27 protein-coding genes are annotated in these 22325 nt (G+C 55.2%); 16 read left to right on the top strand and 11 right to left on the bottom strand.

Features of this window, described 5'->3' with window-relative positions; translation table 11 throughout:
- Window positions 1–2 precede the first annotated feature (2 nt).
- Window positions 3–554 carry a ubiquinol-cytochrome c reductase iron-sulfur subunit gene (gene petA, locus Q8O73_RS03790; RefSeq protein WP_305555192.1) on the bottom strand — a complete coding sequence of 184 codons (552 nt, stop codon included), beginning with the start codon at window positions 552–554 and terminating at the stop codon, window positions 3–5.
- A gap of 389 nt (window positions 555–943) precedes the next feature.
- Here petA and Q8O73_RS03785 point away from each other — a divergent pair, with 389 nt between their 5' ends.
- Together Q8O73_RS03785 and hemF are read left to right on the top strand one after the other, a co-directional pair.
- Window positions 944–1417 carry a tRNA (cytidine(34)-2'-O)-methyltransferase gene (locus Q8O73_RS03785; protein ID WP_305555189.1) on the top strand — a complete coding sequence of 158 codons (474 nt, stop codon included), beginning with the start codon at window positions 944–946 and terminating at the stop codon, window positions 1415–1417.
- Window positions 1414–2277, top strand: coding sequence for an oxygen-dependent coproporphyrinogen oxidase (hemF, locus tag Q8O73_RS03780; protein WP_305555186.1), 864 nt, complete (start codon window positions 1414–1416; stop codon window positions 2275–2277). Before Q8O73_RS03785 ends, hemF begins: the two co-directional genes overlap by 4 nt.
- Before the next feature lie 71 nt (window positions 2278–2348).
- On the opposite strand, the gene Q8O73_RS03775 is transcribed toward hemF, so the two are convergent.
- Window positions 2349–3245, bottom strand: coding sequence for a branched-chain amino acid aminotransferase (locus tag Q8O73_RS03775; RefSeq protein WP_305555183.1), 897 nt, complete (start codon window positions 3243–3245; stop codon window positions 2349–2351).
- Between the two features lie 113 nt (window positions 3246–3358).
- Here Q8O73_RS03775 and Q8O73_RS03770 point away from each other — a divergent pair, with 113 nt between their 5' ends.
- From Q8O73_RS03770 to Q8O73_RS03755, 4 genes are all read left to right on the top strand, one after another.
- Entirely contained in the window at window positions 3359–3880 is a 522-nt protein-coding gene (locus Q8O73_RS03770; protein WP_305555180.1) for a MarR family winged helix-turn-helix transcriptional regulator, read from the top strand.
- 28 nt (window positions 3881–3908) lie between these two features.
- Complete coding sequence (locus tag Q8O73_RS03765; protein WP_305555177.1) at window positions 3909–4622, top strand: response regulator; 714 nt, start codon at window positions 3909–3911, stop codon at window positions 4620–4622.
- A 49-nt stretch (window positions 4623–4671) separates the two neighbouring features.
- Window positions 4672–6006, top strand: a complete 1335-nt coding sequence (locus Q8O73_RS03760; protein ID WP_371135038.1) for an ATP-binding protein — start codon at window positions 4672–4674, stop codon at window positions 6004–6006.
- A 273-nt stretch (window positions 6007–6279) separates the two neighbouring features.
- Entirely contained in the window at window positions 6280–7056 is a 777-nt protein-coding gene (locus Q8O73_RS03755; protein WP_305555174.1) for a ferredoxin--NADP reductase, read from the top strand.
- A 64-nt stretch (window positions 7057–7120) separates the two neighbouring features.
- Here Q8O73_RS03755 and Q8O73_RS03750 read toward each other — a convergent pair whose 3' ends face one another.
- The 6 genes from Q8O73_RS03750 to Q8O73_RS03725 all read right to left on the bottom strand — a co-directional run bounded on the left by Q8O73_RS03750 (window position 7121) and on the right by Q8O73_RS03725 (window position 10931).
- Complete coding sequence (locus tag Q8O73_RS03750; RefSeq protein WP_305555171.1) at window positions 7121–7465, bottom strand: tRNA-binding protein; 345 nt, start codon at window positions 7463–7465, stop codon at window positions 7121–7123.
- Between the two features lie 153 nt (window positions 7466–7618).
- A complete protein-coding gene (locus Q8O73_RS03745) occupies window positions 7619–8071 on the bottom strand; it encodes a phasin family protein (RefSeq protein WP_305555168.1) in 453 nt (150 codons plus the stop codon).
- A gap of 198 nt (window positions 8072–8269) precedes the next feature.
- Window positions 8270–8974, bottom strand: coding sequence for a TetR family transcriptional regulator (locus Q8O73_RS03740; protein WP_305555165.1), 705 nt, complete (start codon window positions 8972–8974; stop codon window positions 8270–8272).
- Between the two features lie 44 nt (window positions 8975–9018).
- Window positions 9019–9834: a pyrroline-5-carboxylate reductase gene (gene proC, locus Q8O73_RS03735; RefSeq protein ID WP_305555162.1), complete on the bottom strand. Its 816-nt coding sequence runs from the start codon at window positions 9832–9834 to the stop codon at window positions 9019–9021.
- 154 nt (window positions 9835–9988) lie between these two features.
- The gene (locus tag Q8O73_RS03730) at window positions 9989–10495 is read right to left on the bottom strand and encodes a YbjN domain-containing protein (protein ID WP_305555160.1); all 507 of its coding nucleotides are present in this window, start codon (window positions 10493–10495) and stop codon (window positions 9989–9991) included.
- A gap of 124 nt (window positions 10496–10619) precedes the next feature.
- Window positions 10620–10931, bottom strand: a complete 312-nt coding sequence (locus Q8O73_RS03725; protein WP_305555158.1) for an accessory factor UbiK family protein — start codon at window positions 10929–10931, stop codon at window positions 10620–10622.
- 193 nt (window positions 10932–11124) lie between these two features.
- Between Q8O73_RS03725 and rfaD the strand changes: the two genes are divergently transcribed.
- From rfaD to Q8O73_RS03675, 10 genes are all read left to right on the top strand, one after another.
- Window positions 11125–12111 carry an ADP-glyceromanno-heptose 6-epimerase gene (rfaD, locus tag Q8O73_RS03720; RefSeq protein WP_305555155.1) on the top strand — a complete coding sequence of 329 codons (987 nt, stop codon included), beginning with the start codon at window positions 11125–11127 and terminating at the stop codon, window positions 12109–12111.
- Window positions 12112–12194: 83 nt separating this feature from the next.
- Window positions 12195–13016, top strand: a complete 822-nt coding sequence (gene lgt, locus Q8O73_RS03715) for a prolipoprotein diacylglyceryl transferase (protein WP_305555152.1) — start codon at window positions 12195–12197, stop codon at window positions 13014–13016.
- A complete protein-coding gene (locus tag Q8O73_RS03710; protein ID WP_305555149.1) occupies window positions 13013–14131 on the top strand; it encodes a class I SAM-dependent methyltransferase in 1119 nt (372 codons plus the stop codon). The genes lgt and Q8O73_RS03710 overlap by 4 nt, the downstream gene beginning before the upstream one ends.
- Before the next feature lie 22 nt (window positions 14132–14153).
- A complete protein-coding gene (gene pgeF, locus Q8O73_RS03705) occupies window positions 14154–14963 on the top strand; it encodes a peptidoglycan editing factor PgeF (protein WP_371135037.1) in 810 nt (269 codons plus the stop codon).
- 112 nt (window positions 14964–15075) lie between these two features.
- Window positions 15076–16071 carry a hypothetical protein gene (locus tag Q8O73_RS03700; RefSeq protein WP_305555146.1) on the top strand — a complete coding sequence of 332 codons (996 nt, stop codon included), beginning with the start codon at window positions 15076–15078 and terminating at the stop codon, window positions 16069–16071.
- Window positions 16072–16235: 164 nt separating this feature from the next.
- The gene (locus Q8O73_RS03695) at window positions 16236–17168 is read left to right on the top strand and encodes a ribose-phosphate pyrophosphokinase (RefSeq protein WP_305555143.1); all 933 of its coding nucleotides are present in this window, start codon (window positions 16236–16238) and stop codon (window positions 17166–17168) included.
- A gap of 123 nt (window positions 17169–17291) precedes the next feature.
- Window positions 17292–17906, top strand: coding sequence for a 50S ribosomal protein L25/general stress protein Ctc (locus Q8O73_RS03690; RefSeq protein WP_305555140.1), 615 nt, complete (start codon window positions 17292–17294; stop codon window positions 17904–17906).
- Between the two features lie 17 nt (window positions 17907–17923).
- Window positions 17924–18658, top strand: coding sequence for an aminoacyl-tRNA hydrolase (gene pth, locus Q8O73_RS03685; RefSeq protein WP_305555641.1), 735 nt, complete (start codon window positions 17924–17926; stop codon window positions 18656–18658).
- A 64-nt stretch (window positions 18659–18722) separates the two neighbouring features.
- Window positions 18723–19826 (top strand): redox-regulated ATPase YchF, encoded by a 1104-nt coding sequence (gene ychF, locus Q8O73_RS03680; protein ID WP_305555137.1) that lies wholly within the window; start codon window positions 18723–18725, stop codon window positions 19824–19826.
- A gap of 135 nt (window positions 19827–19961) precedes the next feature.
- Window positions 19962–20693, top strand: a complete 732-nt coding sequence (locus Q8O73_RS03675) for a GMP synthase (protein WP_305555133.1) — start codon at window positions 19962–19964, stop codon at window positions 20691–20693.
- 2 nt (window positions 20694–20695) lie between these two features.
- Here the strand turns inward: Q8O73_RS03675 and Q8O73_RS03670 are convergent, their stop codons facing one another.
- From Q8O73_RS03670 to Q8O73_RS03660, 3 genes are read right to left on the bottom strand one after another with little or no spacing between them, the layout of a single operon-like run.
- On the bottom strand, window positions 20696–21226 hold the full coding sequence (locus Q8O73_RS03670) for a DUF2478 domain-containing protein (protein WP_305555130.1): 531 nt from the start codon (window positions 21224–21226) through the stop codon (window positions 20696–20698).
- Window positions 21227–21242: 16 nt separating this feature from the next.
- Window positions 21243–21833, bottom strand: a complete 591-nt coding sequence (locus Q8O73_RS03665; RefSeq protein WP_305555128.1) for a NapC/NirT family cytochrome c — start codon at window positions 21831–21833, stop codon at window positions 21243–21245.
- A gap of 11 nt (window positions 21834–21844) precedes the next feature.
- Window positions 21845–22324, bottom strand: a complete 480-nt coding sequence (locus tag Q8O73_RS03660) for a nitrate reductase cytochrome c-type subunit (protein WP_371135036.1) — start codon at window positions 22322–22324, stop codon at window positions 21845–21847.
- Window position 22325 lies beyond the last annotated feature (1 nt).

Below are 22325 nucleotides of genomic sequence, written 5' to 3'. Positions count from 1 at the left end.
CCTTAGCCGATCTGTACCGAAGTATCGGTGAGGAAGGTATAGGTCGGCACCTCCAGATTCAGCGGAGCCGGGCCCTTGCGGATACGTCCGGATGAATCATAATGCGACCCGTGGCACGGGCAGTACCAGCCATCGTAATCGCCACGGGCTTCGCCCGTTGCGGTGCCCATGGGAATGCAGCCCAGATGGGTGCAGACGCCAACGACGATCAGCCATTCCTTCTTCTCAACGCGCTCATCATCGGTTTGCGGGTCGATGAGTTCGTTCAGCGCGACTTCGTTCGCTTCGTTGATCTCTTTTTCTGTACGGTGGCGGATGAACACGGGTTTACCGCGCCACATTACTTTTACGGCCTGACCGACCGCAATATTTGACAGGTTCACTTCGACCGAGGCCAGCGCCAGAACATCCTTTGACGGGTTCATGCTGTCCACGAACGGCCACAGAGCCATACCGGTGCCAACGACACCGACTGCTGTGGTCGCGAGGGTCAGGAAATCCCTGCGGTTCTCGTCCGGGTGATGTGCCCCGGAGGATTGCGCCGTTTGCGACATGATGTATTCCTCTTTCTGCCCCCAAAACAGGCATTCGGAATGCCTGAAACAACCATGGGGCCCAAAATCTTTAATTTCCCTGAACGGAAATCACCAATCACCCCAAAGCCTTCAGGCCTGAATCCGGGACCGTATACTAACAAAATCGCGGTTTGTTAAGGGGAACTTGCCCTTAACCGCCTACACAATTTTGACCATGGATAGGCCATGCTGCGATAAAACCGCGCTAGGCGTAGGGTTTTCCTAGGCTGGCGGGATTTCACAACAGCGGTTATACAGGGTGCAAATTATCGGGCAAATGCGATTGCCGCCCCCTTATGGTGCAAGTTCGGACGTTTGGCCCCGATCCGGCACTTTTATATGATGCGAGTCTGTTGGGTGATCGAAATATGAGAATTTGCCTGTTTGAACCCGATATCCCGCAAAATACCGGCACCATTTTCAGGATGGCAGCCTGTCTGGGTATGGCGGTGGATGTGATCGAACCGTGCGGATTTTTGCTGACATCGGGCAGTCTGAAACGGGCCGGGATGGATTATCTGCAATCGGTGGATTATACCCGCCATGCCGATTGGCACAGCTTTTCAGAAAACCGTCAGGACGGAGCCTTGCCGGGGCGGCTGGTGCTGCTGACGACCAAGGGGGCGGTGCCCTATTGTGATTTTGCTTATCAGGCCGATGATATTTTGATGGTCGGGTCAGAAAGCAGTGGTGTACCCGATGAAATCCATGACAGCGTCGATGCCCGGATCGTGATTCCGATGCGCCCCGGCCTGCGGTCGCTGAATGTGGCGATGGCGGTGGCGATGGTGACGGGCGAGGCCTTGCGACAGACCAACAGTTTTCCGGAGACGGCGTTATGACGACCAAAAACGAGGCGATCATCGCCCAACGCAAACAAACTGCAACCGACTGGTTCGCACAATTGCGCAACGATATCTGTGCGCGGTTTGAAGCCCTTGAAGACAGTTATGTCGGCCCTTTGTCAGACCGCCCGGCAGGCCGGTTTGAACGGACGCAATGGCAGCGCGGCGAGAATCAGGGTGGCGGCGAAATGTCGGTGATGAAAGGCCGGGTATTTGAAAAGGTCGGGGTGAATATTTCAACCGTCTATGGCGAATTTTCCGAAAAATTCCGCAAGGAAATCCCCGGCGCGGATGAAGACCCGCGATTTTGGGCCAGCGGCATTTCACTGGTTGCTCATCCCTGTTCGCCGCTGGTGCCAATTGTCCATATGAATACCCGCCATATCGTGACGTCCAAGGCATGGTTTGGCGGCGGGGCTGATTTGACGCCGGTTTTCCCGCAGGAAACCGACACCGCCGATTTCCATGCCGCGTTCAAGACCGCCTGCGATGCGCATGGCGAGGATTATTACGACCGGTTCAAAAAATGGTGCGACGAGTATTTTTATCTGCCTCACCGCAACGAAGCCCGCGGGGTTGGCGGCATTTTTTATGATTATCTGGATGCAGACTGGGACGCCGATTTTGCCTTTACGCAGGATGTCGGTCGCGCCTTTCGCGATATTTATCCACGCATCGTCGAACGCCATTACAACAAAAACTGGACCGAGGCCGACCGCGACGCCCAACTGGTCAAGCGCGGGCGTTATGTCGAATTTAACCTGCTGCATGATCGCGGCACGCGGTTTGGTCTGATGACTGGCGGCAATACCGAAGCGATCCTGATGTCGCTGCCGCCAATGGCGAAATGGCCGTGATCTGATTTTTCAACGTGAAAAGGCCGCCGGATTTGCATCGGCGGCCTTTTAAAACGGGCAGGACAGGGACCTTATTCGGCGGCGACAGCTTCTTTTTCGCCGCGCACCAGTGCCATGTAATCATCCATCAGGGTTTTGGTGATCAGGCCTGGGGCGAAGGTGTCCGCGCCGATTTCCGAAACCGGGGTCACCTCGGCAGCCGTCCCGGTGATGAAGCATTCTTCAAAGCCGGCCATTTCTTCGGGCATGATGGCGCGTTCGATGACGTCATACCCACGGGCCTTGGCAAGACCAATCACCGTGCGGCGGGTGATGCCATCCAGAAAACAATCGGGTTTCGGGGTGTGGATTTTGCCATCCTGAACAAAAAACACATTGGCACCGGTTGCTTCGGCAATCTGGCCCCGGTAATCAAGCATCAAGGCATCGGCATAGCCGTTACGTTCGGCTTCGTGTTTGGACAGGGTGCAGATCATGTAAAGACCGGCGGCCTTGGCATGGACCGGTGCGGTATTCGGTGCCGGACGCGCCCATTGTGCGCGGGCAAGGCGGATGCCTTTCAGGCGTTCTTCGGGTTTGAAATAGCTGGGCCATTGCCATGTGGCGATGGCGACGTTGATGCGGGTGGTCTGGGCGGCAACGCCCATCATTTCACTGCCGCGCCATGCGATACGGCGGATATAGCCATCGGAAATCTTGTTGGCGGCAAGGGTTTCGATCACGGCATCATCCAACTCGGTCGAGCTATAGGGGATGTTCATGTCCAGAATTTTGCCGGAATTGATCAGGCGTTCACCATGTTCGGCCAGCTTGAAAACTTTTCCATTATAAGCCCGTTCCCCTTCAAACACAGCGCTGCCATAATGCAGTGCGTGACTGAGCACATGCAGCGTGCTGTCGCGCCAGGGTTTCAGTTCGCCGTTAAACCAGATAAAACCGTCGCGATTATCGAATGTGGGAGTCGTCATTTGCCAAATTCCATGTCAAAGGAGCACCGGGACGTAATATTATGTCCTTATTTGTCTGGTCGAAGTAACATTCATAGATTAATATGTCAACAAAACTGACATAACGGGACAGCATGGCAGATATCTCCACACGTAAGGTCAATCCGCTTTTTCTGCGCGAGGAAGAGCTGCGACAGGGCATTGAATTGCTGTTTTATGCCTATCGCGACTTCACCGCCGAAGCCGATCAGATTCTGGATCATTACAAATTCGGGCGCGCCCACCACCGGGTGATTTATTTCGTCAGCCGCAATCCCGGCATCACGGTCAGCGACCTTCTGGCGATTCTCAAAATCACCAAACAGTCGTTGTCGCGGGTTTTGGGTCAATTGGTGCGCGAAGGGTTTATCGACCAGAAAACCGGCACCCGTGACCGGCGGCAACGGTTATTGCAACTGACACCGCGCGGGGCGGAACTGGAACGCAAATTGTCGGAAAATCAACGTGCGCTGATTGCTGCGGCCTATCGCGAGGCCGGGGCCGAGGCGGTGGAGGGTTTCCGCAAGGTGATGCTGGGCATATTGGGCGAGGAAGACCGCGAACGTTTCACCGAAGATACTCCGACAGGCGGCGGATTGCGCCGCCGGGCGAGTTAGGCAAAGGTCGGAAAGGTCGTTACGCGATATGGATCAGCCACATATTCTGGTCATTGATGATGATGACCGTTTGCGCGATTTGCTGAAACGCTATCTGGGTGAAAACGGGTTTATGGTCACAGCCGCCCGCGATGCGGTCGAGGCACGGGCGCGTTTGGCGGGTATTACCTTTGACCTGTTGGTACTGGATGTTTTGATGCCGGGCGAAAAGGGTGTCGATCTGGCGCGGTCCTTGCGCGAGGGGGGCTTTCGCGTGCCGATCTTGTTGCTGACCGCGCTTTCGGAATCCGAAGACCGTATCGCAGGTCTTGAAGCCGGGGTGGATGATTATCTGGCCAAACCGTTCGAGCCGCGCGAACTGGTTTTGCGCATTGAGGCCATTCTGCGCCGCTATGCCGCGATTCCCGATGAAAATACCGGGCCGGAGGAAACCGGCGGCGAGGTGGTCTTTGGTGGGTTTGGTTTTGATCCGGCCCGGATGATTTTGCGGCAGGGCGATCAGCATATTTACCTGACCGGTGCTGAACAACAACTGCTGCTGGCGCTTGTGCAGCGGCGCGGGCAGATTACATCACGGGCGGACCTGCATGGGATGATGTCGGGAAATGACGCCGATCCGGCGGCATCGCGCAGCATTGATGTGCAGGTGACCCGCTTGCGTCGGAAAATTGAACAGGACCCCAAACAGCCAAGATACTTGCAGACCGTGCGCGGTCGGGGCTATGTCCTGTATACCGATTGAACATTCCGGACGGAATGTGCAAATACGAGCAGATTGAAGGAAGATGGTTTTGGGCGACGCACGAGACGGATGGATCAAATCATTATTGCCGAAAGGTCTTTTGGGCCGTTCGCTGTTGATTCTGATGACGCCGATGCTGTTGTTGCAGATCGTCACGGTGCTGATTTTTTTTGAACGGCACTGGGATACCGTGGCCCGGCAGCTCAGCCGCGGGCTGGCCGGGGATATTGCCTTTGTCCTTGATTATCTTGGCGAGCATCCCGGTGATGAAGCTTTCGACTGGATTTCCCATAATGCCCGGATACGGTTGCAACTGGATCTGGTTTTTGAACCCGATGCAGTTTTGGAACGCCAGATTACCCGACCATCCTTCGGGCTGGTGTCAGAAGAACTGTTTGTCGCCCTGAACGAGCGCCTGCAACGGCCGTTTTATTTCGACATGGATATTGATGACCGCTTGCTTGAAGTGCGGGTGCAGTTGCGCGACGGCGTTTTGTCCATCATTGCACCGCGCAAGCGTCTGTATAATTCGACGACCTATATTTTCTTTATGTGGATCGCCGGGTCGGCTCTGATTTTGTATGGGGTTGCGGTGATGTTCATGCGCAATCAGGTCCGACCGATTCGCAAATTGGCCCGTGCGGCCGATCAGTTTGGCCGTGGGATTGACGTGGGTGATTTCAAACCCGAAGGGGCGGAAGAAGTTCGGACGGCGGCCACGTCCTTTATGGCGATGCGTGATCGTATCGTGCGTCATATGACGCAACGCACGGCGTTGCTGGCCGGAGTGTCGCATGATTTGCGCACGCCCTTGACCCGGATGAAACTGGAACTGGCGATGCAGGGCAGTTCGCCCGGTGTTGATGCCCTGAAACAGGATGTCATCGACATGGAACGCATGGTCGATGCCTATCTGGCTTTTGCACGTGGCGAAGAAGGCGAACAGGCGGTTGAAACCGATATCGGCAAATTGCTCACCGATCAGGTCGGTGGGCATTTGCGCGACGGACAACAGATTGACCTGCATATTGCCGATCATCTGATAATGGAATTGCGCCCGCAATCAATCGGGCGCTGCTTGGCGAACATCATGTCGAATGCCGGACGATATGCCAATAATGTGGCGATTCGGGCCGGGCGGCGCGGGCATGATTACGAAATTGTTTTTGATGATGATGGTCCGGGCATTCCTGCCGACAAGCGAGAAGATGTTTTCAAGCCTTTCTTCCGGCTGGAAGAATCCCGCAATCAGGCCACCGGCGGGGTGGGGCTGGGCCTGACCATTGCAAGGGATGCGGCGCGCGGTCATGGCGGTGATGTGTTTCTGGAAGACGCGCCGGGCGGCGGTTTGCGGGTGCGACTGGTTTTACCCATCGGACAATAAACAGGACAGATCCTGACAAAACCCGCCTTTTGGCGGGTTTTGCATTCAGGCTGGGGATGTTCGCCGGTTCGGGCAATATTCTACATAAAATTGATATAGATCAAGGCGGATTTCAAATAATTTACACAACGATGTAATGTTTTCTTGCGATATACGCTCTTTCAATGTTAAATAACGCCAGTTTGGTATGGACATTATGCCGCAATACGGTATGTGTCGTTTCCGCCGTACTTCCCACCTGATGCTTTTGACGAAACGGATTGATGCAGCGTTATGGCCAGCAATTTAAACGAAGAAACAGTCACCTATGTCCATCACTGGACGGACACCCTGTTCAGCTTCAAGACAACCCGTGATCCGGGTTTTCGCTTTATCAACGGCCAGTTCGCGATGATCGGACTCGAGGTCGAGGGCAAGCCGCTTTTGCGCGCCTATTCTATGGTCAGTGCCAATTACGACGAAGAACTTGAATTCTTTTCGATCAAGGTACCGAACGGGCCGCTGACATCGCGGTTGCAGCATATCAAGGTCGGTGACAAAATCCTGGTCGGGCGCAAACCGACAGGCACCCTGATTCATGACAATCTGTTGCCGGGCAAGAATTTGTATCTGCTGTCGACCGGTACCGGTCTGGCCCCGTTCATGAGCGTCATTCGCGATTATGAAACCTATGAGCGCTATGAAAAGGTTATTCTGGTGCATGGCTGCCGCGAAGTGCGCGAACTGGCCTATCAGGAATTTATTCACAGCGAATTGCCCAATAATGAATTTTTTGGCGAAGACGTTCAGAATAAGCTGATTTATTACCCGACCGTTACCCGCGAAGATTTTAAAAATCAGGGTCGGATCACTGAATTGATGGCGTCAGGCAAGCTGTATGACGATCTGGGCATGTCCAAACCAACCCTTGAAGATGACCGTTTCATGTTGTGTGGCAATCCGGAAATGATTGCCGATACCCGCAAGATGCTGGTTGAATGGGGCGGGGTCGAAGGCAATATGAACGAGCCGGGGCATTTCGTGATCGAAAAGGCCTTTGTCGAGAAATAACGACGATTGACGACCGGAATTAAAAAGGCGCAGCCAACGGGTTTGCGCCTTTTTTGGTCTCAGGTCAGAACATCCGACCGCCATCGGGTACCTTGCGTTCTGGCCGGATCAGGACAATGCCGTGATCCTCGGTACCGTCGGGGAAGCCCAGGGCAAGAAATTCCGACATGAACGGGCCGATCTGGCGCGGGGGAAAATTGACAACCCCGGCAACCTGAACCCCGATCAGGGTTTCGGGCGTGTAATATTTGGTGATCTGGGCAGATGTTTTTTTCACCCCGATTTCCGGCCCGAAATCGACCCACATTTTCAGGGCCGGGCGGCGGGCCTCGGGGAAGGTCTGGGCGTCAATCACGGTGCCGACCCGGATATCGACCTTTAGAAAATCATCAAAACTGATGTCGCTCATATTATGTCTCCTGAAATTTATGTCCCGACCCTACCGGCATTGACCGGTATGGCAAAGAAAATGTCGGGGAGGGATGAAGATCAGGAGTCCGGGCAAAAAAAAGCGGCAGGACCAGTTGATCCTGCCGCAGTTTGATAACGGGAAGTTATCAAATTACTTGGAGGCAGCGGCCTTGGAGATCGCAGCCTTCAGTTCGTCGAGGGATTCAGAAAAACGGGCCTGAAGCAGAGCAGTTGCTTCTTCCTGCGATTTGCTGACGAGTCCGGTCAGTTCCTTGGCATTGGCAAGGGCGGATTCATAGGCATCCTTGGCGACTTCAGCTTGCTTTGCAGCGGCTTCCATCGGATTTTCGGTCGAAGTGGTCGAGAAGCCCTTGCTCTGGCTGGTGACCTGTTCGAGAAGCGATTTGAAGATTTCGCTCTGACGCTGGGCAACAGCCTGAAAGCCATCGAAAGCCACTTTGTTGGCTTTGGTCAGGGCTTCAATATTCTTGCGCTGAAAGGCCATCATTTCGTTGACGTCAACACCCGGAAGCTTGAAGTCGGTGGTGAATTTGGTGAAATCGACATCAAAGAACGGGTTGGTTGCTTTTTTCGCGGCGGTCATGGTTTGCACTCCATCTAAGTTACGTGTTTTGGGACGAGGCGCTTCGATGTGCGCCGCTGAATTCCAACTGCACTATGTCAAAATGCTGCACCGCAGTCAAGGATTTATTTTGCACTGCACAAAAATCTGGGGTTAAAGTTTTTTGACATAATTATAACCTTGGGTTATTTTCTGGAAAGGTTGTTTCTTATCAAAATGTTACCCTGCTGTTTCTACCGGGCGGCCTGTTGCCTCATTATGTGTGTTCTGGGTCCCGGTCGCGGGCTTTTGGGGAAATTTGCAGCAATTGGCACGAATTTTTTTGCCCAGATTCTCCAGTTTTTCGGTGCCACGGGTCAGGCGTTTGTCCCAGAGCCGCCCGCGAATCAATTCCCGATCCAGTGCCGACATGGTCGGGCCAAGATCGGGGCTGTCATCTTTTAACCACTGTCGGAAACAGCGGGCATAAACCGCACTGATTCCAACGATGCGCAGGGACCCGCGAAGGCCACCGGTTTCAAAACCTGATGCCTCCAGCATCCAGCGCATTGATGTCATCATGGTTTTGACCGATCCTGACGCATCGGTCAGGGCAAGGTCGCCCCTGTCATGCAGGATCGAGCGCAAAGCGGCCTTTCGCGGGGCCAGGGCATCAAACCGGGCCATGATGATGTCAAACAGACGGTCGCGTCGCGATTCGGTGAAGTCATCATCATTTAGCCCGGCCAGAACCTGCCGGTCGATATCCCGAACCCAGGCCCGCAGAATGTCGGCCTTGCTGCTGAACTGACCATACAGGGTAACCATGTCGATGGTGGCATGGCGGGCAATATCGACAAGGGTGATCTGGCGCCACGGCTCAGCCGCGGCCAGATCAAGGGCGGCATCAATGATTTTCTGTTGTGGGTCTTTTTTGGCAGGCATCAGAACCTCCTTGCGGGTTATCGATGGGCCGGTGGGGGACGGTGTTATCCGGCCAATTCCACAGATCGTTTACGTGCCGCTTCGACTGCCCGGATCATAAGTGGCGTCAGGCCGGTTTCCGGATCCATCAAAACGCCAAGTGCGGCGGCGGTGGTGCCACCGGGGCTAGTGACATTTTCGCGCAGGGTGGACGCAGTTTCATCACTATCATCAAGCAAGAAACCCGCCCCGACGACGGTTTGTCGGGCCAGAATCATTGCCTGATCGGCAGGCAGTCCGGCGGCTTCGCCGGCCTTTGCCATCGCCTCGACCAGATGGAATATATAGGCCGGGCCACTGCCCGACAGGGCGGTAACCGCATCCATCAGGCTTTCATCCGTAATCCACGACACCATCCCGACACTGGTCAAAAGGCTTTCGCACATGTCGCGTTGGGCCATACTGACGATATCGGTCGGGAACATCACCGTCATGCCACGCGACACTGCCGCCGGGGTATTGGGCATGGCCCGAACAATACGCGCCGTGTCGCCAAGATGACGGGTAAAAAAGGCAGATGTACGGCCAGCCGCCACCGACAGAAAAACCGTTTCCGCCCGCACCAGCGGTTTATAGGCTGCAATGATATCGGGCAGAACCTGGGGTTTGACGGCAAACAGGACGACTTGCGGGATGAAATCCTCCGGCAGATTGGTCGGGTCGGAAATGCCATGAACGCCCAGCCGGGATTCCAGTTTTTCGGCGGTATCTTCCTGTTCGATGACATAAACATTGTCCGCCCTAAGACCGCGAGCCAGCCAGCCTTCCAGCATGGCACCCCCCATCTTGCCGCATCCGACCAGCAACATTCTGATATTCATCTATCGCTCCGCTTTTGACATGCCTGTACCTGTTGCCTGCTGGCAACCAGAACAAGCCGTAGCGTTGATCAGAACATGGGTCAAGACACCGACCCCGGCAAGGGGCGGGCGGGAAATTGCAAAACAGGTTGGCAAAAGGATTGCGGGTGCGGCCTTATGCCTGTCCCTGCGGTTCCAGCATCGAATGTGTCAGGGCCTCGTCCGGGGTTTTGCCCTGTCCCAGTACAAAATTAAAGGCCGGGAAAAACCGTTCACATTCGGAAATGGCGATCTCGATCAGTTCTTCAAACTGTTCGGTGGCGGGGGGCATGTCGCCGCCAAATAACAGGGTATGGCGAAACAGTGGCATGTTTTCATCCTGCCACAGGCTGAAATGGCCCAGCCAAAGCTGTTCATTGCATTTCGACAGCAATTCATAAATGCGAGGTCGCAGCGGCTCGGGCACGAACAGATCGTAACAACAGGCGATATGCAGGGCCTCGGCATCTTCGCGCCACGTGAAATATACCAGATAGGTACACCAGTGCCCTGGAATTTCGACGACGATTTCATCATCGGTGCGCCGTTCCAGACTCCAGTCATTGGTGCGTGCGATATCCTCGACAAGTACCAGCGGATTGTCGTCGCCCAGTTCACTGTCATCATGCAATCGGTCGGTCATCAAAATTCAATCAGTTCCTGCGTGTGCCAAAGGGCGCGCACTATAGAGCCCGGCGCACCACCTTGCAACTGCTGTGCATAATGGGGTGATGCGTGTGCCATATCATATGGGGACGGTGGGCGGTTTATGCGTCTTTTTTCGCTGTCGTCTTGCGGGGGGCCGGTTTTGCCGCCGGTTTGGCGGATTCCAGCGCGGCCAGACGGGATTCGAGTTTGGCGACTTGCTGTTCCATGGCGTCGGCGCGCAGGCTGGCGCGAGCGGCGATTTCGCGTACCACGTCAAATTCCTCGCGCGTGACCATATCCATCGTTGCAAGGATTTTTTCAAATTGCTGCCGGATCAGGGCATCGACCTCGCCCTTCACGCCGGTCATGGTGCCCAGTGCGCTGTTGGTGACACGGGTCAGGTCATCAAGAAGACGGTTGTTGATCTGCATTTGTTTCTCCGGCTTGCATGGGGTGGTCCTGATCCGATGATCAGCGCACTCTATCATAGGTGGGTGACGGGCGGCGGGCAAGGCAGGGATCAAAGATATTGTCCATTGGTGTCGCGCCGTATTGCCCTGCGCCGGGGGGCTGCCTATAAAGGACGCAAGAAACATCAGGTTCCGCGCAGAGCAGGAGAATACAATGATCATCGTAACCGGTGGGGCCGGATTTATCGGGTCCAATATTGTTGCCGCCCTTGAAGAACGCGGGGAAACCGACATTGTTGTTGTTGACCGGTTGCGCGACGGGATCAAGTGGCGCAACATCGCCAAACGTGAAATTCGCGATATTGTGCATCCGGATCATTTGTCGGCGTTTCTGGATGCGCATCCCGATGACATTGATGCCATTTTTCACATGGGGGCCATTTCAGCGACCACCGAACGCGATGCCGATAAAATCATCGAAAACAATTTCCGGCTGACCACCGACCTGTGGGAATGGTGCGCGCGCCGGTCCACCCGGCTGATTTATGCGTCGTCGGCGGCGACCTATGGCGATGGCACACAGGGGTTTGCCGATGCGTTTGACCCGGAAAGTCTGGCAAAACTGCAACCGCTGAATGCCTATGGCTGGTCCAAGCATCTGACCGACCGGCGGTTTCGCCGCATTCTGGATCAAAACAGTTTCCGCCCCAAACAATGGGCAGGTCTGAAATTTTTCAATGTTTACGGCCCCAATGAATATCATAAGGGCGGTATGCGGTCTGTGGTATCGCAGATGTATGACAAAGTGTCGGCCGGGGAAAAAGCGACCCTGTTCAAATCCCATCATCCTGATTATGAGGATGGCGGGCAATTGCGCGATTTTGTCTGGGTGGGTGATGTCGTCAATATCATTCTGTGGCTGTATGACAATCCGCAGGTATCGGACCTGTTTAATATTGGTACCGGTCAGGCCAGAAGTTTCAAGGATCTGGCGACCGCCGTTTTCCATGCAATGGGGAAGACGCCCGATATCGGATATGTGCCAACCCCCGAGGCCATTCGCGACAAATATCAGTATTTCACCCAGGCCGACATGACCAAGCTGCGTGCAGCCGGATATGCGGCACCGATGACGTCGCTGGAAGACGGGGTGGGGCAATATATCCGGGATTATCTGGCGACCGATGATCCGTTCCGATAAAGGATATGCCATGTTGCTGCCCAGTTTGTCGGGCAGGAACTGTTTTCCAATCATGACTTAGCCCGCATAACGGAGCCCTCCTGATGTTCAGTCTTGCCTTTCCGGCAATTGATCCCGTCGCCATCCAGATTGGTCCGCTGGCGTTACGCTGGTATGCGCTGGCTTATATTGCCGGGCTGTTGCTGGGCTGGCGCTATGTCATTGCCTATGTCGGCAGAACGCCGCACGCCATGACCCGTGCGCAGGTTGATGATTTGTTGTTCTGGGCGACTTTGGGCGTGATTCTGGGCGGCCGTGTTGGGTATGTGCTGTTTTACAATCTGGATTATTATCTGGATCATCCGGGCAATATCCTGAAAGTCTGGCAGGGTGGTATGGCGTTTCATGGTGGCATGGTTGGCGTGATTGCTGCGGTTTGGCTGTTTGCACGGTACCGGGGATTGTCGTTTCTTGCCATTGTCGATGCCGTGGCCGCCGCCGCGCCGATTGGCCTGTTTTTTGGCCGGATCGCCAATTTCATCAATGGCGAATTGTTTGGCCGCACCACCGATGTTGCGTGGGGCATGGTATTTCCCAATGGCGGGCCGTTGCCGCGCCATCCCAGCCAGCTTTACGAAGCCTTTCTGGAAGGCCTGATCCTGTTTGTCATTCTGTTTGTGCTGTCGCGTAGCGACAATCTGCGGTCGCGGCCCGGCGTCATTGGGGGCACTTTTCTGGCGGGTTATGGCATTTCACGGATTATCATCGAATTTTTCCGCGAACCGGATGCGCAACTGGGTCTGTTGGCTTTTGGCGCGTCGATGGGGCAGTTATTGTCGATCCCGATGGTTCTAATTGGTGGGGCAGTTGCGGTTTATGGCCTGAAAAACCCGCCGCTACGGATGAAAGACGGGAAGGCTGCGTGACCGATACTGCCCTGATTGATGTGTTGAAACGCCGGATCGCCCTGCAAGGGCCGATCAGTATTGCCGATTATATGAACGAGGCACTGGCGCATCCCGAACTGGGATATTATCGCAAGCGTGATCCGCTGGGCCGGGGGGGGGATTTTATCACCGCCCCTGAAATCAGCCAGATGTTTGGTGAATTGATCGGCCTGTGGGCGGCGGTCACATGGCAGCAAATGGGCGCACCATCGAAATGTCATCTGGTTGAATTGGGGCCAGGTCGCGGCACCCTGATGGCCGATGCCCTGCGCGCCGTGAAAATGGTGCCGGGATTTTACGATGCGATTACCATCCGGTTTGTCGAAACCAGCCCGGTTTTGCGCAACTATCAACAAGCCGCCATCATGCCGTATGGCGTGCCTGCGGTTTGGCATGAAAGTTTTGATGCGGTGCCCGATACGCCGGGGGTGCCGATGATTGTGATTGCCAATGAATTTTTTGATGCTCTGCCGGTCCGGCAGTTTGAGCGCGGCAATTCGGGCTGGTGCGAACGATTGGTGGCGATGGAGGCCGATAGCGGTCATTTGTGTTTTGTCCGTGGGCAGGAAACGCCCATTGCCGACGCCCTGATCCCGGTGCATTTGCGTGGCACGGCAAAGCCGGGCGACATGTTTGAATGTTGTGCACCTGCCATTGCCATTGCCGACCAGATGGCCCACCGGATGAATGATCATGGCGGGGTGGCCCTGATTATCGATTATGGTCATGCGCACAGCGCCTTTGGCGAAACCTTGCAGGCGGTGCGTGACCATAAATATTATGATGTTTTGCAAACGCCAGGCGATGCCGATTTGACAGCGCATGTTGATTTCGGGGCGCTGTCGCGTACCATAACCGAGGCAGATGCCCGCACCAGTGCGGTTTTGACCCAGGGCACCTTTTTGAAAATGCTGGGTATCGAGGCGCGGGCGGAATTGCTGAAACAATCGGCGGATCCGTTGCAGGCACTTGAAATTGACAGCGCGTTGCAACGGTTGATTTCACCGGCGCAAATGGGAACGCTTTTTAAAGTGATGATCGCCTATGGTCGCAACAGTGCACCGCCACCCTGTGTCAGTGGTGTTGAAGGATAATCAGGGAAATCAGGGACCTGTCATGTCAGATCACGCCATTTCAACAGATAACGAAATCCCGATGCTGCTGGTTTCTAACGGGCTTGGGGCAGTATCGGGCATCAAACACGGTTTTTTCACCCGCAAGGGCGGGGTCAGTGATGGCATTCATGCCGGGTTGAATGTCGGTTTCGGGTCGGATGACAGTACGCACCGCGTCGCCGAAAACCGCAATCGTGCCGCCGCCGCCTTTGGCGTTGGCGCAGATCGCCTGACCACAGTCTATCAGGTGCATGGTGTGAATGTTGCCCGGCTGGACCGGCCGCTGACAAGGGACGAAGCACCCAAGGCCGATGCGATGGTCACCGACCGGCCCGATATCATGCTGGGAATCCTGACTGCCGATTGTACGCCGGTGCTGTTTTGTGATCCGGTCGCACGGGTGATTGGTGCGGCCCATTCGGGCTGGCGTGGGTCCTTTGCCGGAATATCCGAAAGTACGGTGGTGGCAATGGAACAATTGGGGGCACAACGCACCCATATTATTGCCGCCATTGGCCCCTGTATTGGTCGGGCATCGTATGAGGTCGATGCGACATTTCGCGATACCATCCTGTCGGGTCCGTCGGGGAATGCGGATCTGTTCGATCCATCCGTTCGGTCCGGGCATTTCATGTTTGATTTGCCGGAATATGTGCGGCGGCGCACGGTGGCGACCGGTATTGCCAAGGTCGAGGTTTTGCCACGTGATACCCTGGCTGAAGAAGACTTGTTTTACAGTTACCGGCGTACCACCCTGCGCGGGGAACCGGATTACGGGCGGCAATTATCCGCGATCATGTTGCATCCATAACACCGCGTCTGGCGGCCAGTGCCGCCTTGGAGATTTGAGATGCCCCATTTAATGATGTTGTTTTTATTTATGATTATCGTCGCGATGGTCGGTTGCGTGTTGATGTGATCGCATGAAAATACGGTTTTTGATTTCTGTTTTATGCCTGATTGTTCTGGCCGGATGTGGTCAGGTTCCCCGCCCGTTTGAAGGGGCCGGACGTGAAAACAATCCGGATTTACTGGTGCTGCGCGATGCGGCTGCTGTGCGGGTCGAGCAGGCCGGGGATTTGCCCGACGGGGCAGGAATGCATCTGGCACGCGCGATGGCACGCGCCCTGCGTGGCCATGACATTCCGGCGTTTAGCGACAGTCAGGTGGGTGGTGATTATATTTTGCGCCCGGTGGTTGAGGCCCGCCTTGCCGGGGCCGAAAGTGCCAGTCTGGATGTGACCTGGGTTTTGTATAACAAGGATATGCTGGCGATTGAATCGATTCAAAGTCCGGGAGATCTGGCTGTGGAAGCATGGTTTGCCCCACCGCCCGAAGGGGCGGAGGAAGGCAATCTGCAAGTCCCTGATCATCTTGTGCCGGAAATAAAGCGCCTGAAAGGTGAAAAACCTGATCCGGTCGAACTGGCGTTCGATGATCTGGTCGCGGCACCGGCCAACGCAGTGGCATCCTTGATCGGCGGGGACCGTCAAACGGTCAAAATGGCCTTGCCGATGAAAATTGCCCTGTTTGATTTTGCTGGTGCGTCCGGTGATGGCAACGAGGCCCTGTTGCGATCAGCATCGGCGTTCCTGCAAAACAAGGGGATCGAGATTGGCCACGAGATTGACGAACAAACCGTTGTGCTGAGTGCCAGTATTGAGGTGAAACCGGCCAACAATAAAACTGGCGAGGCGATGGACCGGGTCAGCATCACCTGGATGATTCTGGATCATGGCGGGGCAGAACTGGGACAGATGGTGCAGAATAATGCCGTGCCCCACGGGCGGCTGGATGAAAGATGGGGATCGGTGGCGTCTTTGGCGGCACAGGCGGCGATTGATGCCCTTGAAGGGGCGTTGCGCCAGATTGCCAGTGACCGGGGGCTGTTATTGCGGGCAGATCGGCGGAAATCATAAGATTTGCAAAGGATGGCGGCATTGTGCAACTGTGCCATGTCGCCGTTGGGCAATGGTACCATTTACAGACCGTTAACGGATGGTTATAAAACCGCCGCGGTCCAATGGCGGGCTGCATGAATTCATTTGCTTTCCCGGCACCCATGTAACCCGAGGCCCCCACGATGAAAATCCTCGCCTGTAACAGCAACCGCCCTTTGGCAGAAACCATTGCAGATCACCTTAATCTGCAATTGACCAAAGCCGATGTGAAGCGATTCTCGGATCAGGAAATCTGGTGTGAAATTCAGGAAAACGTCCGCGGTGAGGACGTTTTTGTCATTCAGAGCACCTCTTTTCCGGCCAACGACAATTTGATGGAACTGCTGGTGATGCTTGATGCGCTGCGCCGTGGTTCGGCGCGCCGTATTACCGCAGTCATGCCCTATTTCGGCTATGCCCGGCAGGATCGCAAATCGGGTCCCCGTACCCCGATTTCGGCCAAGTTGGTTGCGAACCTGATTACGGTAGCGGGCGCAGATCGCGTTCTGACCATGGATCTTCATGCCGGTCAGATTCAGGGCTTTTTCGATATCCCGCTTGATAATCTGTTTGCGTCGCCGGTTCTGACCAGCGACATCCGTAACAAGTTTGAAGGCCAGAAACTGGTTGTTGTCAGCCCCGATGTCGGCGGTGTGGCCCGTGCGCGTTCGGTGGCGAAACGCATTGATGCCGAACTGGCGATTATCGACAAACGCCGTGCGCAGGCCGGAGTTTCCGAAGTCATGCATGTGATTGGCGATGTGAATGACGCCGTTTGCATTCTGGTTGATGACATCGTGGATTCGGCAGGCACCCTGTGCAATGCGGCCACGGCGCTGAAAGAACGCGGGGCGGCTTCTGTTGCGGCCTATGTCAGTCATGGGGTGTTATCGGGCCCGGCGGTGGAACGAATTGCCAATTCACCGATCAGTGAAGTCGTGACCACGGACTCGATCAAGGCATCGGATGCCGTGCGGGCATGTTCCAAAATCCGGCAATTGCCGATTGCCCCGCTGATGGCCGAGGCGATTCGTCGCATTTCGGAAGAAAAATCTGTTTCCGTTCTTTTCGATTAAGCGTATAAGGCCCACGTTCGCTGGCACCCCTGGAGGCCAGCGAACCTGTTTTCATGGGCTTTCAGCGGTGACAATCACCGATCCCGCGAAAACATGACTGTCTTAGTTCAAGGAGCTTTTCCGATGGCAAATGCCGTACTTAATGCGGAAATCCGTGAACGGGCCGGAAAGGGGGCCGCCCGTGCCGTGCGTCGTGCCGGTATGGTCCCTGGTGTCATCTATGGTGCAAAACAGGATCCTGTTATGTTCCAGATTGACCCGCGTCCGCTCGTGAAATTGCTGCACAAGCCGGGTTTTTTCTCGCACATTCTGACTGTTAAGGTCGGTAGCAAGTCTTATGAAGTTCTGCCGCGCGACGTTCAGTTTGACAAGGTTACCGATGTGCCGCTGCATGTCGATCTTCTGCGTTTCGCAGACGACCACAAACTGACGGTCGAAGTTCCGGTTCGCTTCGTCAATGAAGAAAAATCGCCAGGCCTGAAGCGCGGTGGCGTTCTGAACATCGTGCGTCACGATGTTGAACTGAACTGCGCCCCGAACGCGATCCCTGAAGAACTGGTTTTCGATCTGACCGGCTTTGAAGTGGGCGACTCGATCCACATTTCGGCGACCAAGTTGCCGAAGGGTGTTGAGCCGACCATTACCGACCGTGACTTTACCGTTGCGACCATTGCTGCACCGTCTTCCTTGCGTTCTGAAGATAACGCAGAGGACGGTGAAGAAGGCGAGACCGAATAATCAGATCGGGGTCTATGATGTTTTTGGTGGTTGGACTGGGGAACCCGGGTTCGGGATATGCCGGTAACCGCCATAATATCGGATTTATGGCGGCGGACGAAATTGTTCGCCGCCATTCCTTTGGTCCCTGGCGCAAGAAATTTCAGGGACAACTGGCCGAAGGCACGATTGCCGGGCACAAGGTTCTGGTTCTCAAACCCGAAACCTTTATGAACAATTCCGGGCAAAGTGTCGGCGAGGCCTTGCGATTCTATAAAATTCCGGTCGAAGACGTGATTGTCCTGCATGATGAACTGGATTTGCCGCCCGGACGCTTGCGTGTCAAACGGGCCGGTGGTCATGGCGGGCATAACGGATTGCGGTCAATCGATGCCCATTGCGGCAAGGAATATCGCCGTGTCCGTCTGGGCATTGGTCATCCCGGCGACAAGGCGCGGGTGCATGGATATGTGCTGGGCGACTTTGCCAAATCCGAGCAGGATGGCTGGCTGATGACGTTACTTGATGCGGTGGCCCGTGAAATGCCGCGCCTGTTTGCGGACGATGACAGTGGTTTCATGAGCAAGGTCGCGCATGAAGTAACCCCACCCAAACCCAGAACGCCAAAGGTGCCGAAAGAGGCAAAGGCGGACGCGCCCGTTGAGGCCCCGCGTGAAAAATATGATGTGTCGGACAAACCCGATACCCCGATCAGCAATGCCGCCAGCGCGATGGCGCAGGCCCTTGCAAAGGCGTTCGGCAAGAAACATTAAGTTCGGGCAGGCAGATACCTGATCCCGTGTCAGATTATGAATTCAAGTGACGGAGCCCGGAAAGATGGGATTCAAATGTGGTATTGTCGGTCTGCCCAATGTCGGGAAATCGACCCTGTTTAACGCCCTGACGCAGACGGCAGCCGCCGAGGCGGCCAATTTTCCGTTTTGCACCATCGAACCGAATACCGGTCGTGTCAGTGTTCCTGATGATCGGCTCGATAAAATCGTGGCGATTTCCAAATCGGCCCAGATTATTCCGACCCAGCTTGAATTTGTCGATATTGCCGGGCTGGTGCGTGGCGCGTCCAAGGGTGAAGGGCTGGGTAACCAATTTCTGGCCAATATCCGCGAAACCGATGCGATTGTGCATGTGCTGCGCTGTTTTGAAAATGACGATATCACCCATGTCGAAGGCTCGGTCGATCCGGTGCGCGATGCCGAAACCATCGAAACCGAATTGATGCTGGCCGATATGGACAGCCTTGAGAAACGGGTTGTCGGCCTGCAAAAACGTGCCAAGGGCAATGACAAGGACGCCAAACTGGCGCTGGAACTGGTGGAACGCACCCTTGAAGTTCTGCGCGAAGGCAAGCCGGCCCGCATTGTCGCCATCAACAATGAAGACGAAGCCAAGGCGTTTCGCATGTTGCAGCTTTTGACCAGCAAGCCGGTTCTGTATGCCTGTAATGTTGACGAAGATCATGCGGCCGAAGGCAATGAATTGTCGGCAAAGGTTGCCGAAATGGCTGAAAAACAAGGGGCGCGCTCCGTTGTGATTTCAGCCGCAATTGAGGCCGAAGTTGCCTTGCTGGATAATGCCGAAGAAAAACAGGAATTCCTTGAAGGGCTTGGCCTGTCGGAAACTGGACTGACCCGCGTGATCCGCGAAGGGTATAAGCTTTTGAACCTGCTGACCTTCTTTACGGTCGGTCCGAAAGAAGCCCGTGCATGGACCGTGTATAACGGGGCGACGGCACCCAATGCCGCCGGGGTGATCCACACCGATTTTGAACGCGGTTTTATCAAGGCCGAAACCATCGCCTATGACGATTTCATCGCCTTTAACGGCGAAGCCGGGGCGCGAGATGCCGGAAAATTGCGGCAGGAAGGCAAGACCTATATCGTCAAGGACGGCGATATTTTCCATTTTAAATTCAATGTCTAGGACGCCAACCCTGGCGGGAAGATAACCAGAGCCGTCGCAGGAAACTGCGGCGGCTTTTTGTTTGGACAAAATCCAGTCTTGCCAGAAAGTCCTTGGGACGGCACTCTTGCGGCATTGCAATAAAAAGGCCGTCTTGTGAATTATTCGTCTGTTTGCAAACGCATCATCATGGTGTTCAATTCCGCCACCGGGCAACCGGGCCGGATCGGTTCTGTGTTGCATCGGCACGGATTTGAATTTGACATCCGCCGTCCCGGCGAGGGGGATGAACTGCCCCGCGATCTGTCAGGTTATCATGCCGCCATCGTGTTTGGCGGCCCGATGAGTGCCAATGATGATGACTTGCCCAATATTGCGCGGATCATGGCATGGTTGCCCCATGTGGTGGCAAGCGATGTGCGGTATCTGGGTGTTTGCCTTGGGGCACAGTTGATGGCGCGGCATTTGGGGGCGGCGGTTCTGCCCCATCCCGCAGGCCAGACCGAAATCGGGTATTATCCGGTTTATGCGACCGGGGCAGGCCGCGATCATTTCCCCGATGAGTTGGTGGTCTATCACTGGCACCGCGAAGGGTTTGATTTACCACCGGGGGCGGAGCTTTTGGCGCGAGGAACGGTGTTTCCCCATCAGGCTTACCGGGTGGGGAACCGCATCTGGGGCCTGCAATTTCATCCCGAAGTTGATGACGAAATTCATGAACGCTGGTTGCGCGATGCTGTGGAAAAAACGGCTTTGCCCAATGCGCAAAATCCGGATCAGCAAAGAGCGGGACGGATACGCTATGATGAGGCCCTTGGCGCATGGTTCAAGGATTTTGCCCGTCAAAGCCTGTTGACCCCGCTGGATGCGGATTGCCTGTCGCAATAAAATTAGCAGGTAACCTTGGTGCCGACGGCGTGTTGGCACCATTGCAGGATCTCGGTCGGGTCTTGCGGCAGGATTTGCGCAATACCACCCTGAAATTCCTGCCAGACATCCTTATATTCCTGCCGAACCCCGACCAGAACCGGAATGCCGGCCATCAGGGCCTGTGAAATGGTATCGCGCAGGCCGCGTCCTTCGGCTTCGCTGCGGCCAAACCGGGCGATGATCAGGATATCGGGATGGTCAGACAGGCTGTATTCCAGATCGGATGACAGGGCGGCAAGGGCATCGGAATCCAGTTTGCAGCCCGATGCCAGCTTGCCATTATTGCGCGTGATCGCGGTTTCTGTACCAGTGGCCAGTTGCCGAGCATAGACCAGCGGCCTTTGTCCGGTAGAGGCGCGTTTGAACTGCACATAACCCGCCACCTGCAAGCCATCCCGTTGCAAACGGGCGGCGGTATCGCCCAGCAGGGTATCAATCCGCCCTGCTGTATCAAACAGGACGGACGCCATGACAAAATTGTTATCACTCATTTGCGGATCAACCTGATCATTGCCATCCGGGTGCACCGGCCATATTGGGCAGATGATGGGCAATTCCCTTGTGGCAATCAATACAGGTTTTTTCCCCGGTAAACAGGAATGTCTGATGGGCGTCCACCGCCCGCGGACTTTGCCGGGTGATATCCATTGATTCCGCGGAATGACAATTGCGGCATTCCAATGAATTGTTGGCTTTCAGGCGATTCCATTCATGCATCGCCAGTTCAAGACGTTTTTCCTCGAACTTTTCACGGGTACTGATGGTGCCGAAAATCTTGCCCCAGACTTCTTTCGAGGCCTGCATTTTACGGGCAATCTTGTCGGTCCATTGATGTGGCACATGGCAATCCGGGCAGGTGGCACGGACACCTGACCGGTTGCTGTAATGAATGGTCGATTGCAGTTCGACGAAAACATTGTCCTTCATTTCATGGCACGAAATGCAGAATTTTTCGGTGTTGGTGACCTCAAGCGCGGTATTGAACCCACCCCAGAAAATCACCCCGGCGATAAAACCGCCAATCGTCAGGAAGGCCAGACTGTAATGGACGCTGGGCGTGGACAGAACCTTCCAGTAGCGAAGCAGAATCTTGCGCATGGCGACCATCCTTATTCTTTGCCGTGACGGGCATCGTTCAACAACAAGGTGTCGACATCAACAAAGTCATTGATCACCAACGGGTCGGTCTGATGTTGCGGGACATGGCATTGCAGACAGAAATAACGGCGCGGGCTTACTGCCGCGCGAAACTGCCCTTCCCGGTCCATGAAATGGGTGATCGAAACCATTGGTGCGCCGCTTTCACCCGTGCGAGACCGTGCATGGCAGGACAGGCATTTGTTGGAATTGATATCGACGCGATACCCGTCAATATCATGCGGGATCGTCGGCGGCTGTTCCGGGTAATTGCGCGGGCGTTTCTGATCGGTGTCTTCAAACTGGGTGATGCGGGGCGGGGTTGTTTCCCTGTCAATGGCAACACCGCCGCGCAGGGTGGCAACCGGTTCGGCGGCCCATGCCGCACCGGCAATGCCGATGACAATCAGGCCACAGGCCATCATCAGCCATTTGTTGATCGGTTTCATCATG

Origin of the sequence: Thalassospira sp. (assembly GCF_030690045.1) — a bacterium.
Taxonomy (GTDB): Bacteria; Pseudomonadota; Alphaproteobacteria; order Rhodospirillales; family Thalassospiraceae; genus Thalassospira.
The sequence above is the reverse complement of the archived record's forward strand: the minus strand, read 5'-3'. Positions and strand labels throughout refer to the sequence as shown.

Bases quoted from the DNA above. Each gene is read 5' to 3' on its own strand.
- ychF (WP_305555137.1), top strand. From the start codon at position 18,723: ATGGGATTCAAATGTGGTATTGTCGGTCTGCCCAATGTCGGGAAATCG.
- Q8O73_RS03745 (WP_305555168.1), bottom strand. From the start codon at position 8,071: ATGACCGCCGCGAAAAAAGCAACCAACCCGTTCTTTGATGTCGATTTC.
- Q8O73_RS03785 (WP_305555189.1), top strand. From the start codon at position 944: ATGAGAATTTGCCTGTTTGAACCCGATATCCCGCAAAATACCGGCACC.
- Q8O73_RS03750 (WP_305555171.1), bottom strand. From the start codon at position 7,465: ATGAGCGACATCAGTTTTGATGATTTTCTAAAGGTCGATATCCGGGTC.
- Q8O73_RS03670 (WP_305555130.1), bottom strand. From the start codon at position 21,226: ATGAGTGATAACAATTTTGTCATGGCGTCCGTCCTGTTTGATACAGCA.
- Q8O73_RS03665 (WP_305555128.1), bottom strand. From the start codon at position 21,833: ATGCGCAAGATTCTGCTTCGCTACTGGAAGGTTCTGTCCACGCCCAGC.
- Q8O73_RS03695 (WP_305555143.1), top strand. From the start codon at position 16,236: ATGAAAATCCTCGCCTGTAACAGCAACCGCCCTTTGGCAGAAACCATT.
- Q8O73_RS03755 (WP_305555174.1), top strand. From the start codon at position 6,280: ATGGCCAGCAATTTAAACGAAGAAACAGTCACCTATGTCCATCACTGG.
- pth (WP_305555641.1), top strand. From the start codon at position 17,924: ATGTTTTTGGTGGTTGGACTGGGGAACCCGGGTTCGGGATATGCCGGT.
- petA (WP_305555192.1), bottom strand. From the start codon at position 554: ATGTCGCAAACGGCGCAATCCTCCGGGGCACATCACCCGGACGAGAAC.
- Q8O73_RS03765 (WP_305555177.1), top strand. From the start codon at position 3,909: ATGGATCAGCCACATATTCTGGTCATTGATGATGATGACCGTTTGCGC.
- Q8O73_RS03740 (WP_305555165.1), bottom strand. From the start codon at position 8,974: ATGCCTGCCAAAAAAGACCCACAACAGAAAATCATTGATGCCGCCCTT.
- Q8O73_RS03700 (WP_305555146.1), top strand. From the start codon at position 15,076: ATGAAAATACGGTTTTTGATTTCTGTTTTATGCCTGATTGTTCTGGCC.
- Q8O73_RS03730 (WP_305555160.1), bottom strand. From the start codon at position 10,495: ATGACCGACCGATTGCATGATGACAGTGAACTGGGCGACGACAATCCG.
- Q8O73_RS03690 (WP_305555140.1), top strand. From the start codon at position 17,292: ATGGCAAATGCCGTACTTAATGCGGAAATCCGTGAACGGGCCGGAAAG.
- rfaD (WP_305555155.1), top strand. From the start codon at position 11,125: ATGATCATCGTAACCGGTGGGGCCGGATTTATCGGGTCCAATATTGTT.
- Q8O73_RS03770 (WP_305555180.1), top strand. From the start codon at position 3,359: ATGGCAGATATCTCCACACGTAAGGTCAATCCGCTTTTTCTGCGCGAG.
- lgt (WP_305555152.1), top strand. From the start codon at position 12,195: ATGTTCAGTCTTGCCTTTCCGGCAATTGATCCCGTCGCCATCCAGATT.
- Q8O73_RS03660 (WP_371135036.1), bottom strand. From the start codon at position 22,324: ATGATGAAACCGATCAACAAATGGCTGATGATGGCCTGTGGCCTGATT.
- Q8O73_RS03725 (WP_305555158.1), bottom strand. From the start codon at position 10,931: ATGCAGATCAACAACCGTCTTCTTGATGACCTGACCCGTGTCACCAAC.
- pgeF (WP_371135037.1), top strand. From the start codon at position 14,154: ATGTCAGATCACGCCATTTCAACAGATAACGAAATCCCGATGCTGCTG.
- hemF (WP_305555186.1), top strand. From the start codon at position 1,414: ATGACGACCAAAAACGAGGCGATCATCGCCCAACGCAAACAAACTGCA.
- Q8O73_RS03775 (WP_305555183.1), bottom strand. From the start codon at position 3,245: ATGACGACTCCCACATTCGATAATCGCGACGGTTTTATCTGGTTTAAC.
- proC (WP_305555162.1), bottom strand. From the start codon at position 9,834: ATGAATATCAGAATGTTGCTGGTCGGATGCGGCAAGATGGGGGGTGCC.